The sequence below is a fragment of the Hafnia paralvei genome, from assembly GCF_020150375.1.
GTDB classification, from domain to species: Bacteria; Pseudomonadota; Gammaproteobacteria; order Enterobacterales; family Enterobacteriaceae; genus Hafnia; species Hafnia paralvei.
On the sequence record NZ_CP083737.1, the window covers coordinates 1982716 to 1997172 of the forward strand.

A 14457-nucleotide genomic window follows, 5' to 3' on the forward strand; every position below is an offset into this window, starting at 1 on the left:
TTATTGCTACGCATTGATACAGGGCGATCGGTATTTAGCTTTGGTAGATAAGGGGAAGATATGAAAGCCGACATCCGAACCGTACCCGACATGTTAATCGATACATACGGTAATCAGAGTGAGCTAGCACGACGCCTACACATCAACAGAGAAACTATATCCAAATACATCAAAGACAAAGACGCCAAGCAGCACGCCATAGTAAACGGTGTATTCATGACAGCTCGTGGGGATAGTGGGAAGAACAGGTGGGGTAAGCGATGAGACTTGAATCAATACCGAAGTTGTTTGCAGCTAAATCATCAATGATTAGCGACTCTCCACGGGCAACGGCCACCGATTCACTAACAGGCACTGACCTTATGGCCGCGATAGGGTTGGCAGACCTTAAAAGCGGATTCGGGTTAGACCTATTTTTAGCGAAGATGGGGATCAGCAGTCCCGACCGTGCCGTGGAAAGTCTTGTTAAATATGCCCTCACTCAGACCAGTAAGCATAAGGCTATCGAACAACTTGATGACGATATTAAACAAGCAGTAGTGCAATTGCTCGCAAACTTTGCATATCAGGACTATGCCAGAAGCGCAGCCAGTACCCGAGAGTGCGATTGCTGCCACGGTGAAGGATTTATCGATGCGGAGGTATTCACGACGAAAACGCATACGCCGTGGGTAGCAAAAGAAATTGTTAAAAAAACGCTGGAATGGGGTGGCGAGGCAACGCCATCGGCCTATGAGGTGCGCCGAGAACTAAGGGAAGTGGTTCGCGTTCTCTGCCCATCATGCAAAGGTAAGAAAGTGCTAAGCAATGCTTGTCGTTGTAACGGGCGCGGCAAGGTGCTTGATAAATCTGAGACTGAGAGGCAAGGAGTTCCGGTGTATAAAACCTGCTGTAAATGCTCAGGGTTAGGATACTCCAGACTGAAGTTTTCAGCGGTCATTGATGCGATCAAAGCAGTAATTCCTGCTTTGGGTAAAACGACGGCATATGACCATTACAAGCCATTCTATGAGGTATTGGTGAGTCAGTGTCACAAGGAGGAAGCTTACGCAGATATGATGCTATCAAAAGTGACTATTTAAGAAATATTTTCCACGAAAACTATTGTATGTAGAAAATAGGTATTGAAAATCGCGGAAAAATGGACTAACCTTAGCTCTAACGGTGGGTTAATCCATTCGTTGAAGTGAAAAGGCTGGCTTAATCGTTGGCCTTTTTGCTTTCTGGATCACCGGTGCGACGCCAGAAAAATAATCGCACAGTGGGTAAGTTCGTCTCATTGACTGCTATCCCCACCTAACCGGCTGGAAGGTCGGTATCAATTTCAAGCCCTGAGTTAATAGCTCGGGGCTTTTTGCATTTAGCGTCATCCAACACCAACCAACCGCACTCACACATTCCTTGTCTGGCATGGATACGGGTGACGCTATTCCCTAATTAATTACACAGCGCCTAACCCTACGGGGAGGTGAGACGATGCTACGTATGGACAAAATCACAACAGGTATTTCCTACGGAGCGTCAGGCGGTAGCGCCTTATTCTGGCTTAAACAACTCCTTGATGGCTTCTCACCTGAACAGTGGGCAGCGTTTGGCGTTCTTGGAAGCCTGCTATTTGGCCTCCTGACGTTTCTAACGAATCTCTACTTCAAGGTAAAAGAAGACCGGCGCAAAGCCTCAAGGGGTGAGTAATGAACCCATCCCTGAGACATAAAATCGCCTCGGCTATCGGTGGCGGTGCCATTGCAATCGCAACGGTAATGCTAAGCGGTAAAGGTGGATTGGAGGGGAGAGAGTATGTTCCCTACAAAGATGTGGTTGGAGTAATCACTGTCTGTGATGGACATACCGGTAAAGACATCATACTCAACAAACGATATTCAGATGCTGAATGTGATGCGCTGACCAAGGTTGACTTGGAGCTAATAGCCAAGCAGGTCAATCCGAGCATTAAAGTTAAAACCACCGAAACCCAGCTCGCCGCCATCTACTCATTCTCATATAACGTTGGGGCCAACGCCTTTATCAATTCCACCATGCTTAAAAAGCTCAACGCCGGTGACTACGCCGGAGCATGTGATGAGCTCAAACGCTGGGTATATGCCGGTGGCAAGAAGTGGAAAGGCTTGATGAATCGACGCGACGTTGAATATGAGGTTTGCACCTGGAGTCAGAGATGAGCAAGTTAACCACTGTATTGCTGACCCTGCTGGTATTGCTTGCTGTAGGGATTGGTGTCCTCTGGCACAACAACGGAAAGTTGAACCAGACAGTTAGCGATATGGACGCCAGCCAGAAGAGCGCAGAGACCATCACTAAAAACGCCCTAAACACTGTCACTCTATTCAACCAAATCTCCGAGGCTAACCAGAATGCAAAAGCTCAGGACGCACTGGAGTCACAGAGAGCCGAGAATGACATCAAGGCTGCTATTGCGAATGATGATTGCGCTAATCGGCTTATTCCTGCTGATGCAGTTAAGCGGCTGCGGGAATACGCGGACGGTATACGTTCAAGCGCCGATAATCCCGCTACCTTCTAACCTGACTGCTGAAACGCCGAAACCTAAAGTCCCGAACTCAATGTCATGGTCAGATAGCCTTCTGTTGAACGCGCGACTTTATTCAGCATTAGAGCAGTGCAATATAGACAAAGCAGATATTAGGAAGGCAGAGGAAGGGCGAGCGCTGATTAGTTTAGAGGGAACTTGTACTGCACAAGGTGGTACGCGATTTTGCACAAAATCAGAATGACCGGTGCATAGGCTAAGGCTAATTTGTAAGTAATAAGCATGTTTATCTCCTCATCAAGTTAAAGCGTCACATATCTGAGTAATTCGTTATATGTGTACTAGGGTGCACATTCAGCGCCCTATAGTGTGGGTAATTAACTTGACGACTGGCCTCAGCAACCGCTGGGGCTTTTTTACATCTGCATTTCACCGCGCTTTCACCGCGTATCGTAAAACCCGAAACCATTCACAAAAGCGACCTCTGAGAACTCCATCGAAGCATGGTGAGATCGGGTATGGACGTTCTGGTGAACAGAGGTTTCTTTTTTGAAGGTATTCACCATGCAATATCCAGTAAATGATCACCCAGCAATTATGACCAGTCTTGAAATCTCAGAACTGGTAGAGAAGCGACACGATAACGTCAAACGAACCATTGAAACGCTCATTGAAAGAGGCACGATAGCTTCTCCTCAAATTGAGGAAAAGCAAACAGCAGGCAGGCCGGTAGCTGTTTATGTGTTTGAGGGTGAAAGAGGTAAGCGTGACAGCATCATCGTAGTCGCTCAGCTTTCACCTGAATTTACTGCCAGACTTGTCGATCGCTGGCAGGAACTGGAGCAGAGCTTAAGCCATCCGGTAAAAATTCCGCAGACACTGCCGGAGGCACTTCGTCTTGCTGCTGACCTCGCGGAACAAAACGCAGCTCTCGAAAATAAGTTAGCGGTAGCAGCGCCAAAGGCTGAATTTGTTGATCAGTACGTTGAAGCATCCGGGCTGATGGGATTTAGAGAGACAGCAAAACTTCTGAAGATAAAAGAAAACGATTTCCGCCTGTTCCTGATTGATAACGGGATCATGTACAAGCTGGCTGGAAAGCTAACACCATACTCACAGCACCTTGATGCAGGCCGATTCGCAGTCAAAACAGGCGAGAACCAGCATAACGGACACGCATTCACTCAAGTGAAGTTCACACCAAAAGGCATTCAGTGGATAGCTGGGCTTTGGGCTTCATCTCAACTAATTAACCAAGCGGCCTGATAGGAACAATCATCATGAAAACAGTTATCGCATACACAGTTTCACTGCTACTTCTAATTTCCATGTCAGCAGGTGTCTTCTATCAGATTGAAGGGCTTGTCACTCTCGCTGTCGCTATCAACTGGATGCTCTGCATACTCGCTATTCCCATTGCGGTAATTATCGTAGTGGCGAGTGCCATGTATGAGAAATCAGGTGAAGAAACCAAGGTTAAGCTTGCAAAGCTTCTAGTGGATGCTGCAAAGAAAAAAACAGGGATTGCTCGCTTTATTGGCTGGGTGACTTTCATTGCAATGACATGCTTATACGCTTGGTCTGGATGGATAGTGACAGCCATTGTTTATGTGATGGCATCACTCATCATTAAGTTCGCTAGTTCGTTCGCAAGAGATGAAGTGGTGAAACATAACCTCGCATAGCCACTACAAAGCGTCTCAAGTAGGCGCTTGATAGTGTCACTGCTAAAGGGGTGATCCGATCTTGCTGACGGGTAAGCCGTAAGTCAGTTAGCACCTCTGCGAAGCGGGGCGAGTCTGGCTAACCAAATCAAATTGCGTAGGGTTGTCGCAGCATCTCTGCATTAGCCACAACCGGTTCCTCTCCTGACCGTTAGCGTGCAGAGACATCAATAACGACCAATGCCGAGCGATTACCACTCGCTCTCATGGCGGTAACATGAACCGTGGCAGAAGAATCATGGAGCAATACAGTGTGTTTTCACTGATAGCACACGATATTGCAGCATAAGTTCACATAGCGCCGTAGGGCGGATACTCAAAAAACAGAGGAATGTTCTCTTATGGCTGATAAGTACAACGTCAAAGCAACAAAGAAAGACGGAACCACATACGAAGGCGTCATGACAACAAAAGAGCCAAGACTGGTTAACGGTCTATTTGCTATCTCGGAGCATGACGGCTCATGGACATACATTCAGCCGGATGAGTTGAGTGAAATCACATTCAAGCCGGTAGTGGAAGAAACTCAGGAGTAATTATGGCGCTCAACGACAAACAAGAAATGTTTTGTCGCGAGTACCTCGTTGATTTGAACGCAACACAAGCGGCCATTCGTGCGGGGTACAGTGAGAAAACTGCCCGAGCAACTGGTTGTGAAAACCTAACAAAACCAAACATTGCCGAACGTATTATACAGCTTAAGCAGGAGCGTAACGAACAGGTTGGCATTGATGCTGCTTACGTTCTAAAGCGCCTTGCTGAAATTGATCAGATGGACGTAGCTGACATTCTGCTTGAAAACGGTGAGCTAAAGCCGATTAAAGATTGGCCCAAGGTATGGAGAACCACGCTTTCAGGGATTGACGTGGTTGAGTCATCCGGCGATGTGCCTTCTCTGCTTAAGAAAATCAAATGGCCTGACAAGGTGAAGAATCTTGAGTTGCTAGGTAAGCACATTGACGTCAGCGCCTTCAAAGAGATGGTTGATCACAAATCATCAGATGGTTCTATGACACCGAAGCCAACAACCATTCGTCTGGTAGGAGTTGACCCAGCCAATGGAAAATCAAGTTGACCTACAAATACCCGCCAAGTTAGTCCCAGTCTTTGCTAAGGAAGGCGTCAGATATCGCGGCTCCTATGGTGGTCGAGGTTCTGCAAAAACGCGAACCTTTGCTCTGATGAGTGCGGTTAAGGCATATCAGGCAGCTGAGAGCGGAATAAGCGGTGTAATTCTTTGCGCTAGAGAGTTCATGAACTCCCTTGAAGAATCATCGATGGAAGAGATCAAGCAAGCTATCCGCTCTGTTCCATGGCTCGATGATTATTTCGATATAGGCGAAAAGTACATCAGGACTAAAAACAAACGTGTTAGCTACGTGTTTTGTGGTCTGCGGCATAACCTCGACAGCATCAAATCAAAGGCTCGAATACTGATTGCATGGGTAGATGAAGCTGAATCAGTATCATCGACGGCATGGAAGAAGCTACGTCCTACGGTTCGTGAAAAAGGCTCTGAGATTTGGGTTACATGGAACCCAGAAAAAGACGGCAGCGCGACAGATAAGCTGTTTAGAAAGAATCCTCCCAAAAACTCCATGTTTGCCGAGATGAACTACGGAGACAATCCATGGTTCCCTGAGGTCCTCGAGGAAGAAAGGCTAGAGGACTTAGAAAACCTTGATTACGCTGATTATGCGTGGATCTGGGAAGGTGCCTATCTCGAAAATTCAGATAAGCAGGTACTGGCCAACAAGTACGTTGTCCAGAGTTTTGCTGATGATCTTTGGCAGAAGGCTGAACGCTTGTTGTTTGGTGCTGACTTCGGTTTCGCGAAAGACCCGAACACACTTATCCGAATGTTCATTCTTGATAGCAATCTCTATATCGAATATGAAGCCTATGGCAATGGCGTAGAGCTTGATGACATGTGGAAGTTCTACGCTGGTAAGGACGGGGCTAAGCCAAAGCAACTGGAAGAGTGGAAAGTTACAGATGAAGCAAAATTCCCTGGTATTCCAGAGGCGAGAAAGTGGCCTATTAAGGCTGATAACTCGCGACCAGAGACAATAAGCCACATTAAAGGGCAGGGGTTCAATATTTCTGCTGCGCAAAAATGGCAGGGCAGTGTTGAGGATGGCATTACATGTCTGCGTGGATTCAAGCAGATAATCATTCACCCACGCTGCAAAGAAACTGCAAAAGAAGCCCGTCTTTACTCGTACAAAACAGACCGGATCACCGGCGAAGTTTTGCCAGTCATCGAAGACAAAAACAACCACTGCTGGGATGGCGTTCGTTATGGCTTAGATGGCTATATCAAACGCAAAACTCAGTCAGCAGGAATGATGATCCCAAAAAGGCTTCTAGGCAGATAGCGATAATAAATCTTCTACGGACACTCCATGAACGACAAACTACAGCTAGCCGTCAATCACGCCATGACGGATGTAAGGATGGCGCGTGCCCGTATGGGGCTACTAAATCCAACTATGGGACTTGATGCAAAGCGAAGCTCAGCGTGGTGTGAGTATGGCTTCAAAGAGGACTTAACCTTTAATGACCTCTATAAGCTCTACCGGCGCGGCGGCATTGCATTTGGCGCAGTCAACAAGATCATATCCCACTGTTGGAAGTCTAACCCGCAAATCATCGAAGGCGATAAATTCGATAAAGCGAAGAAAGCTACTGCTTGGGAAGGGAAAATTAAACCGGTATTCACTAACAGACTCTGGAATAGCTTTGCTGATGCTGATAAGCGTCGATTGGTTGGCCGGTGGTCAGGCATATTGCTACATATCCGTGATGGAAATGCTTGGAATCAGTCTGTAACGAAAGGGAAGGGGCTAAAAAAGGTCACCCCTGTATGGGCTGGGGCTTTAAAGCCTTACTCGCTGGATACTGATATCAACTCAATCACATACGGCCTACCCACTATGTGGGAATACACCGAATATCTATCGAATGGTGGGAGTCGTAGGGTCCAAATTCACCCTGACCGTGTGTTTATTTTGGGGGACTATTCAGACGATGCCATTGGATTCTTAGAGCCTTCATACAACGCTTTTGTCAGCCTTGAGAAAGTTGAAGGTGGGTCTGGTGAATCTTTCCTCAAGAACGCCGCTAGGCAGTTGAATGTTAACTTTGAGAAAGAAATTGATTTCAACAATCTCGCCTCTCTCTATGGGGTTAGTGTTGATGACCTACAAGAGAAGTTCAATGAAGCTGCTAAAGAAGTAAACCGTGGAAACGATGTGATGCTCACCACACAGGGCGCAAGCGTAACGCCGCTGGTGACCTCAGTAGCTGACCCATCACCAACCTATGACGTAAACCTCCAGACGGCAGCGGCAGGTGTTGATATCCCTGCCAAGGTTCTTGTCGGTATGCAAACTGGCGAGCGAGCAAGCACTGAAGACCAGAAGTATATGAATGCTCGCTGCCAGTCACGCAGAGAGCGAGAGCTTTCATACGACATTGAAGATTTCACTGACAAGCTAATCGAACTGCAAATTATCGATCCGGTGTCAGAGAAAACCGTCATCTGGGACGACCTCAACGAACAGTCATCGTCTGACAAGCTTGATAGCGCGACCAAAATGAGCGAAATCAACCAGAAGGCGGTATCCACTGGAGAGCCAGTTTTCTCTCGAGACGAGATTAGAGAGGCCGCTGGGTATGAATCAGATGAAAATGACCCACTAGGTGAGGAGATCGACGATGGCGAAGAAAGCAAAGTCGGCGATCCTACCCAGTAATAAACAGGATCCGACCGGAGTTGATAGGCTAGAACGTGGATCCATGCGAGATTTTTCAAAGCGCATGAAGCTAATCACCAAAGGCTATATACAGATACTGAACCGAATCCCCGCATCACCCGCAGTTAACCAACGATACGCATTCCAACTAGACCAAGGCCTTCTATCCATGCTTCTACAGAATGGAGAGAGGATGGTGGATGAAATATTGCTTCAGGGTGGAGAGCTAAACCTGTGGTTCTTCGATCAGTATGTCGAGGTGGCATATCAGCGCGGAACTGCTCAAGAGTTTGCAAACCTATCCCAGCAATCACCGGCCTATGCCGCTGGGCAAAATAGCGTTCAAAGCATTCTGATGAGTGAGCCATACCAACTAAGGCTTGTATTGGTTCGGGCTCGCGAATTTGAAGAGATGAAGAACCTAAGTGCTCAAGTTAAAGCTGACATGGCTCGGATACTGACTGATGGCATAGGGCGCGGCCTTAATCCCAAAGAGGTTGCCAGAAACCTAACAACTCAAACTGGCATTGAGTCCCGTAGAGCCAATCGCATTGCCAGAACTGAAATCACTACGGCTTTAAGAAGAGCCCGTATGGATGAGGATGATGACGCCAAGGCCAACTACGGCATCCAAACAATGCAGCTTCACATCTCAGCGCTGAGTCCCACAACTCGCCGCACTCACGCAGCTAGGCATGGAAAACTCTACACAACGGATGAGCAGCGAGACTGGTGGTCTAGAGATGCAAACTCAATTAACTGCAAATGCTCCACTGTAGCCGTGCTGGTAGACGACAAAGGCGAGCCATTATCAAACACCGTAATCGAACGAACGAGGAAGGAATACACCTCAATGAAGGCAAGAGGATTAACCGATGACAATGCAGGTTAACGTCACAACTAAGGTAAACAGTCAGTCTATCAGGCGTGAGAATTACAACGGCCGCGACCACCTGATCCTCCCCAGTTATACGCTGCCAGCAAACGTGGTTATGAATGGCGGACTATATCCAGAAAACGAAATTGATGCTCACTACACCGGCCTTGAGGGGACGCTGGCACCACTAGGACACCCAATGGTTAATGGGCAGTTTGTATCAGCATTCTCTCCTGAAGGGCTAAACATCGGCTACGTAGGGGCTTGGAACCGTAATGTTAAGAAGTCCGGCAACCGTATTTACTTAGAAAAGTGGGTAGATATCGGTAAGGCCGAGGAGTCAGAGGGGGGGCGAGAGCTTTTAGAGCGCGTAGCTGCGATTGAACGCGGAGAAGATGTTCCACCCATCCACACAAGTGTTGCTGTATTCCTCGATCAGGTTGAAGCAAACGAAGAACAAAAAGCGCTAGGCGCTGATTGGGTCGCCAAGATTAAAGCCATGGATCATGACGCAATCTTACTCCATGAAGTTGGTGCCGCAACGCCTGAACAGGGCGTCGGGCTAATGGTTAACGCTGACCTAGCGACGCCAATCAAAGCTAACTCTGGTGCATTGGTTGGCGAGTCATATCGCGAACGAGAAAACCGGCTAGACCGTGCGGTAAGAGACAAATTTGCATCTGGACCAGATGAATATGCGTGGGTTGCTGACTTCACTGACTCGCAAGTTGTGGTCGTCAGAAACGGCGGTAAGGCTGAAGTATTTGGCTATAAAAGCGATGGCGGAAAAATAACCTTTGATGAAACTGGCTCACCAGTAGTCCGGCAAGAGTCTTGGGTGGCTGTTGCTGTTAATAAATTCAAATCATTTCTCAACCAGCAGGATAAACCTGCAACAAATACAAACCAAACGGAGGGCGACATGCCTTTAACCAAAGAAGAACTAGAGACAATCGGCAACATGATTGGTGAGGCAGTGGCGACCAATACCGAAAAGGCTATCAAGCCTCTTGCGGAAAAGGTTGATGCTCTGCAAGCCAATCAAAAAGAGCTATCTGACTCTCTCACTGCAAACTCTCGAGCAGAAGAGGCGACCAAGCGAGCAGCAGTGGCAAAAGTCCATGGCGATATCGTAGCAAACGCACTGTCTGGTGAAGCGTTGGACAGCATGTTTAAAAACTTGGGTGATGCGGCACCGCTAGCCGGAAACTCAGCCAACAACCCAGCAGAAACCGGCGCACCAGCTGCCGATCAATACTTCAAGTAAGAGGGGATTCAAATGGCTTCTCGCTATCGCCGTGTAAACATTGACGGCAAGTCTCTGTACAAAACCGAGACACGAACCACTGCCGCGGCATTATTGCCGGGTACCGCTGCAATTATCAATAGCTCTGGTAAGTTTGCTCAGGCAACAGCTTTAACCGGTCGAATCTACATTATCGACTGCGCCTATCACCAAGGTTTAGGCATTCGTGATGCTGTCCCATCAGGTGATTCTGCCGCAGGAAACTATGTAGAAGAAGGCCGCGAACTTGCACTCCTGTGTGTTGCAGGATCCTATAAAAAAGATTCTCCGATCAAGCTTGGCTCTAATGGTCAATTTACTCTGGCAACCGCTGACACTGATTCAGTGATCGGCTACAGCCAAGATGAAGCAACTATTGCTGCAAGCTCTACTGATTTCATTCGCGTGCGTATGCGCGTTGGCACTATTGCAGCGTCTGGCGCTGGCGCATAAGGAAGGATAAAACATGTATTTCTCTAAAGAGACATTGGCAGCAAACAGCCGCCTCGTCGGTCATTGGAATGAGTTGTGGGCTAACCGAAACATCTGGAACGCTCAAAACAAATCAATGATCGCAGCAAACCGTCAACTCCTAACGCCAGATATGCTAGCGGCTAACGCGCTTGGTGGCCTGACCCGTGATTTTTGGGCTGAGATTGATAATCAGATTATCCAATTACGCGATCAAGAAATTGGGATGGAGATTGTTAACGACCTGATGTCGGTTCAAACAATTTTGCCAGTTGGCAAAACTGCCAAACTTTATAATGTTGTTGGTGATATTGCTGATGATGTATCTATCAGTATTGATGGACAGGCTCCATTTTCGTTCGACCACACTGAATATGCTACCGGTGGCGACCCTGTCCCTGTATTTACAGCAGGATATGGCGTTAACTGGAGACATGCCGCTGGCATGAACACAGTTGGTGTTGATCTGGTTCTTGACTCGCAAATGGCGAAGATGCGTAAGTTCAACCAAAAGAGAGTGAACTACTTTCTGAACGGCGACGCAAATATTCAGGTTCAAAGCTATCCAGCACAAGGGCTGAAAAACCATCGTAATACCAAGAAGATTAATCTTGGCTCAGGTTCTGGTGGTGCAAACATCGATTTGACCACTGCTACCTCCGCTCAAATCATGGAATTCTTCGGTAAAGGTGCTTTTGGCCAGACTGCTCGAAATAATAAAGTGGCGGCATACGACGTGATGTGGGTTAGCCCTGAGATTTGGGCTAACCTTGCTCAGCCTTATTTTGTGAATGGCGTAGTTAGCGGAAACGTGCTTCAGGCAGTACTTCCGTTCGCTCCTGTTCGTGAAATTCGACAGACTTTTGCTCTCAAAGGTAACGAGTTCATCGCTTATCAGCGTCGTCAGGATGTGATTTCTCCATTGGTTGGCATGGCTGTTGGTGTTGTTCCTCTCCCTCGCCCATTGCCAAACGTCAACTACAACTTCCAGATTATGTCCGCAGAAGGTTTGCAAATCACGACCGATGGCGACGGCCTGTCTGGGGTAGTCTACGGAGCCGTTCTGGCGTAAGGGGGTAATCATGGCTAAGTACGAAGTAGTTCGACCTTGGTTTGGCGTGAATGTTGGTGACGTAGTCGAGCTAGATAAATTACACCCAGCATTGAAGTCAAATGTCCGACTTATGCGCGGTGAAGCTGGCGGGGAATTAACCCCAGCAACGCCTGAGGCAACATCAGGCAAGGGCAAAAAGGCCAAAGAAGACTAAACGCCGCGAAAGCGGTTTTTTTATGCCCTGCATCTGCGGGGCTTTTTCATTCTGGAGCCAACATGGTAACCATCGAACAAGCCAAAGAGTATTTGGATTCGGTCGGGATTACACTTCCAGACTTCATCCTGCAAGCGCTTGTTGATCAAGCTAACAGCATTCAAGACTGCTTAGACTCCCACTATCCAGCATCTACTGCTCTGCTGATTCAGTTGTATTTGATTGGGCTGATGGGGCTTGCTCAGGGGGATAAATATATCAGCTCCCAGACAGCGCCAAGCGGTGCCTCTCGTTCTTTCAGATATCAGTCATTCGCTGACCGCTGGAAAGGCTCTCTATCGCTTCTCACTGGGCTTGATAAGTTTGGTTGCACCAACGGTGTTCTGCCTCCTGATCCAACCGTATCAGCTTATGCTGGCATCTGGATTGGCAAGGGTGGATGTATGTGCGGGAGTTAGTCATGACATGGTTCTCTGTAGAAGAACGCAGTCCGAAACCTTTCGCCCGCGTATGGGTTCGCACCGATACCGGACGTGAAACCACCGGTTATGTGAACAGCTCAGGTGAATGGGTGATTAACTGCAAGCGCATTCGTGATAGCAGTGCAAAGGTCGAGAGGTGGCGAGAATGAGCAGCGTTGCAAATTGGAGCTATACGGCTGAGGCCACTATCTGGCGTAGCATCGGAACTGATGAGTGGAATAAGCCATCATTCGCCGCACCTATCACAATTGCATGCGACTACGGCGGCGACTCTAAGCGTGGTAACGCTGATGTTGGTCGTGAGTTCGTGGTGAAGGATACCGTCTGGACTGAGTACGCAGAAGCTAAAGAGGGTGACTACCTGCTTATCGGAGTTTCTACTGAGGCAAACCCTATCGACGCCGGCGCAGATGAGATTAAGCATATCATTCGCTATGCGGACACATTTGATCGTGTTGCTGATGATTATGCACTGATAACCGGAGTCTGATATGGGCGTTAAGGTGAAGGGGAGAACCAAGGCAAAAGCCAATATGAGTAGGCTTATTGGTGATATTCAGGGGAAAAAGGCTGTTCGGGCTGTGTACTCTGGCCTTTATGTGGGTATGGAGCTAACCGCGCTCTACACGCCGATCGGTGATACGTCAAATCTGATAAATAGCAGATACTCATTCGTTGATGTAAAGGGAACTAAGTTGATCGGCGAGGCTGGGTATACCGCTGGTTATGCACAGTACGTACACGACCCTAACGTTAAGCAAAATTTCAGGCGCTCCACGGCTAAGAAGGAATTCCTAAAACTTTCATTTGAGGAATCTCGGGCAAGGATTGATGCTGTAATGAAAAAGGAAATGAGCCTATGAATACTCCTGCTTTCATCAGCTTCATGAATTACTTAGAAATTAGTCACCTCACTGATGGTTATAAGTTACAGATGGTTCAGTGGGAGGAGCAACCAGATGACAAGGGAACCATGAAATATATGGTTTTTCAGCCTAATGGTGGCTCTGGCCGAGTTTATGATATTGGGGCTGATGATACCGTAATGCTTGCACTGGTTAGTGCTAAGAAGGATGCATTGCCAGTAATTGAAAGGTCACAAGAGATTTTGGATTACGTAACAGAACATCCAATAGATTCCTGTCTGAACTCAGTATTTAACCTTGGCGGGATGCCAACGCCAATTCCTACGGAAGAGGGAAGAACGGTCATCAGACTTCTATTCCGCTGCACTGCATAACAACATTCAAAACTAACAGGCTGCCTTATGGTGGCCTTTTTATTTCCAACAAAAGAGGTAAGTCACCATGGCAGATTGCCAGAATGATTACGGGAAGTTAATTGGCCGCGTCGCTATTCTGCGTCTTGCCGAAGGCTGCCCAGATACAGTCCCAGAACAATCAGAGTTCGTACGCATGGGCGCTCTGACCACCAAGTCAATCGACTATTCAATGAACACTGTTACTTCTGAGGCTGATGACACGAAGGGTCTGGTTGAGAACCTTGTTACCAATATGGATCTGACGATCAGCTTTGATGGTGAGTGGCGCAAGCGCGATAAGCCAACTGACTTTGGCCCAATCAAACTATCCAAAGAGCTATTGGCAGAAACCAAATCTGGCCGCCAGCCGACATACTGGGTTCAGTTTGATTTCACCGGTGAAGACGCCGTAGTTCTCCAAGGCTATATGGCTGCGACTTCATGGTCTGGCGAGTTCGGGGCATCTGACATCGCAACTTACTCCGGCGAGTTCAAGGTGGCTGACGCTGATACTGTCGAATATCTGGAAGAGGAAGTTCCCGTTACGGGTGTAACTGTCACTCCGACCAGCGGGAGTGTTGCAGTTGGCGCAACGACTACATTCACGGTAGATGTAGCCCCTGCTGGCGCAACCAACAAAGCCTACACGGTAACGTCATCAGCACCATCAAAGGCGACGGCAACACTGTCTGGCACCACGGTAACGGTAACTGGCGTAGCGGCTGGTACGGCAAATATTACTGTCACCACAACCGACGGCGCAAAATCTGCGGTTTACGCGGCAACAGTAATAACTGCTTAGTAAGCACTACAGAGGGTATC

Annotated in this window: 23 protein-coding genes; all 23 read left to right on the top strand. The window is 47.8% G+C overall.

The genetic code is table 11. From position 1 onward, the window contains the following. Positions 1–60 precede the first annotated feature (60 nt). The 23 genes from K9N75_RS09340 (at position 61) to K9N75_RS09450 (ending at position 14437) form a co-directional block, all read left to right on the top strand. Entirely contained in the window at positions 61–264 is a 204-nt protein-coding gene (locus tag K9N75_RS09340; protein WP_043494647.1) for a protein ninH, read from the top strand. Continuing rightward, positions 261–1082: an antitermination protein Q gene (locus K9N75_RS09345; RefSeq protein ID WP_224452509.1), complete on the top strand. Its 822-nt coding sequence runs from the start codon at positions 261–263 to the stop codon at positions 1080–1082. Before K9N75_RS09340 ends, K9N75_RS09345 begins: the two co-directional genes overlap by 4 nt. Positions 1083–1476: 394 nt before the next feature. Then, positions 1477–1692 (top strand): class II holin family protein, encoded by a 216-nt coding sequence (locus K9N75_RS09350; RefSeq protein WP_004094663.1) that lies wholly within the window; start codon positions 1477–1479, stop codon positions 1690–1692. After that, entirely contained in the window at positions 1692–2180 is a 489-nt protein-coding gene (locus K9N75_RS09355; protein WP_224452336.1) for a lysozyme, read from the top strand. The genes K9N75_RS09350 and K9N75_RS09355 overlap by 1 nt, the downstream gene beginning before the upstream one ends. Beyond that, complete coding sequence (locus K9N75_RS09360) at positions 2177–2542, top strand: DUF2570 family protein (protein ID WP_224452337.1); 366 nt, start codon at positions 2177–2179, stop codon at positions 2540–2542. The genes K9N75_RS09355 and K9N75_RS09360 overlap by 4 nt, the downstream gene beginning before the upstream one ends. After that, a complete protein-coding gene (gene lysC / locus K9N75_RS22885; protein WP_224452590.1) occupies positions 2433–2753 on the top strand; it encodes an Rz1-like lysis system protein LysC in 321 nt (106 codons plus the stop codon). Before K9N75_RS09360 ends, lysC begins: the two co-directional genes overlap by 110 nt. Positions 2754–3073: 320 nt before the next feature. Further along, entirely contained in the window at positions 3074–3775 is a 702-nt protein-coding gene (locus K9N75_RS09370) for a phage antirepressor KilAC domain-containing protein (RefSeq protein ID WP_130994445.1), read from the top strand. Between the two features lie 14 nt (positions 3776–3789). Further along, positions 3790–4194 carry a hypothetical protein gene (locus tag K9N75_RS09375; protein WP_130994444.1) on the top strand — a complete coding sequence of 135 codons (405 nt, stop codon included), beginning with the start codon at positions 3790–3792 and terminating at the stop codon, positions 4192–4194. A gap of 380 nt (positions 4195–4574) precedes the next feature. Then, positions 4575–4769: a hypothetical protein gene (locus tag K9N75_RS09380; RefSeq protein WP_004090843.1), complete on the top strand. Its 195-nt coding sequence runs from the start codon at positions 4575–4577 to the stop codon at positions 4767–4769. A gap of 2 nt (positions 4770–4771) precedes the next feature. Continuing rightward, positions 4772–5308 carry a terminase small subunit gene (locus K9N75_RS09385; protein WP_004090844.1) on the top strand — a complete coding sequence of 179 codons (537 nt, stop codon included), beginning with the start codon at positions 4772–4774 and terminating at the stop codon, positions 5306–5308. Next, a complete protein-coding gene (locus K9N75_RS09390) occupies positions 5292–6611 on the top strand; it encodes a PBSX family phage terminase large subunit (RefSeq protein WP_004090845.1) in 1320 nt (439 codons plus the stop codon). Before K9N75_RS09385 ends, K9N75_RS09390 begins: the two co-directional genes overlap by 17 nt. Positions 6612–6638: 27 nt before the next feature. Continuing rightward, positions 6639–7991, top strand: a complete 1353-nt coding sequence (locus K9N75_RS09395; RefSeq protein WP_224452339.1) for an anti-CBASS protein Acb1 family protein — start codon at positions 6639–6641, stop codon at positions 7989–7991. Then, the gene (locus tag K9N75_RS09400) at positions 7954–8883 is read left to right on the top strand and encodes a phage minor head protein (RefSeq protein WP_004090849.1); all 930 of its coding nucleotides are present in this window, start codon (positions 7954–7956) and stop codon (positions 8881–8883) included. The genes K9N75_RS09395 and K9N75_RS09400 overlap by 38 nt, the downstream gene beginning before the upstream one ends. Next, complete coding sequence (locus K9N75_RS09405) at positions 8867–10135, top strand: hypothetical protein (RefSeq protein ID WP_035502695.1); 1269 nt, start codon at positions 8867–8869, stop codon at positions 10133–10135. Before K9N75_RS09400 ends, K9N75_RS09405 begins: the two co-directional genes overlap by 17 nt. 12 nt (positions 10136–10147) lie before the next feature. Then, the gene (locus K9N75_RS09410; protein ID WP_004090852.1) at positions 10148–10606 is read left to right on the top strand and encodes a gp53 minor capsid family protein; all 459 of its coding nucleotides are present in this window, start codon (positions 10148–10150) and stop codon (positions 10604–10606) included. Positions 10607–10619: 13 nt separating this feature from the next. Beyond that, positions 10620–11696, top strand: coding sequence for a major capsid protein (locus K9N75_RS09415; RefSeq protein WP_004090853.1), 1077 nt, complete (start codon positions 10620–10622; stop codon positions 11694–11696). 10 nt (positions 11697–11706) lie between these two features. After that, on the top strand, positions 11707–11892 hold the full coding sequence (locus K9N75_RS09420) for a hypothetical protein (RefSeq protein WP_004090855.1): 186 nt from the start codon (positions 11707–11709) through the stop codon (positions 11890–11892). 62 nt (positions 11893–11954) lie between these two features. Beyond that, positions 11955–12350: a DUF7370 family protein gene (locus K9N75_RS09425; protein WP_004090856.1), complete on the top strand. Its 396-nt coding sequence runs from the start codon at positions 11955–11957 to the stop codon at positions 12348–12350. Positions 12351–12352: 2 nt separating this feature from the next. Beyond that, positions 12353–12523 carry a hypothetical protein gene (locus tag K9N75_RS09430; protein WP_224452510.1) on the top strand — a complete coding sequence of 57 codons (171 nt, stop codon included), beginning with the start codon at positions 12353–12355 and terminating at the stop codon, positions 12521–12523. Further along, positions 12520–12864 (top strand): hypothetical protein, encoded by a 345-nt coding sequence (locus tag K9N75_RS09435; RefSeq protein WP_224452511.1) that lies wholly within the window; start codon positions 12520–12522, stop codon positions 12862–12864. Before K9N75_RS09430 ends, K9N75_RS09435 begins: the two co-directional genes overlap by 4 nt. A gap of 1 nt (position 12865) precedes the next feature. Next, positions 12866–13237: an HK97 gp10 family phage protein gene (locus K9N75_RS09440; protein ID WP_224452512.1), complete on the top strand. Its 372-nt coding sequence runs from the start codon at positions 12866–12868 to the stop codon at positions 13235–13237. Then, the gene (locus K9N75_RS09445) at positions 13234–13614 is read left to right on the top strand and encodes a phage tail termination protein (protein WP_224452513.1); all 381 of its coding nucleotides are present in this window, start codon (positions 13234–13236) and stop codon (positions 13612–13614) included. The genes K9N75_RS09440 and K9N75_RS09445 overlap by 4 nt, the downstream gene beginning before the upstream one ends. A gap of 67 nt (positions 13615–13681) precedes the next feature. Then, positions 13682–14437 carry an Ig-like domain-containing protein gene (locus tag K9N75_RS09450; RefSeq protein WP_130994429.1) on the top strand — a complete coding sequence of 252 codons (756 nt, stop codon included), beginning with the start codon at positions 13682–13684 and terminating at the stop codon, positions 14435–14437. Positions 14438–14457 lie beyond the last annotated feature (20 nt).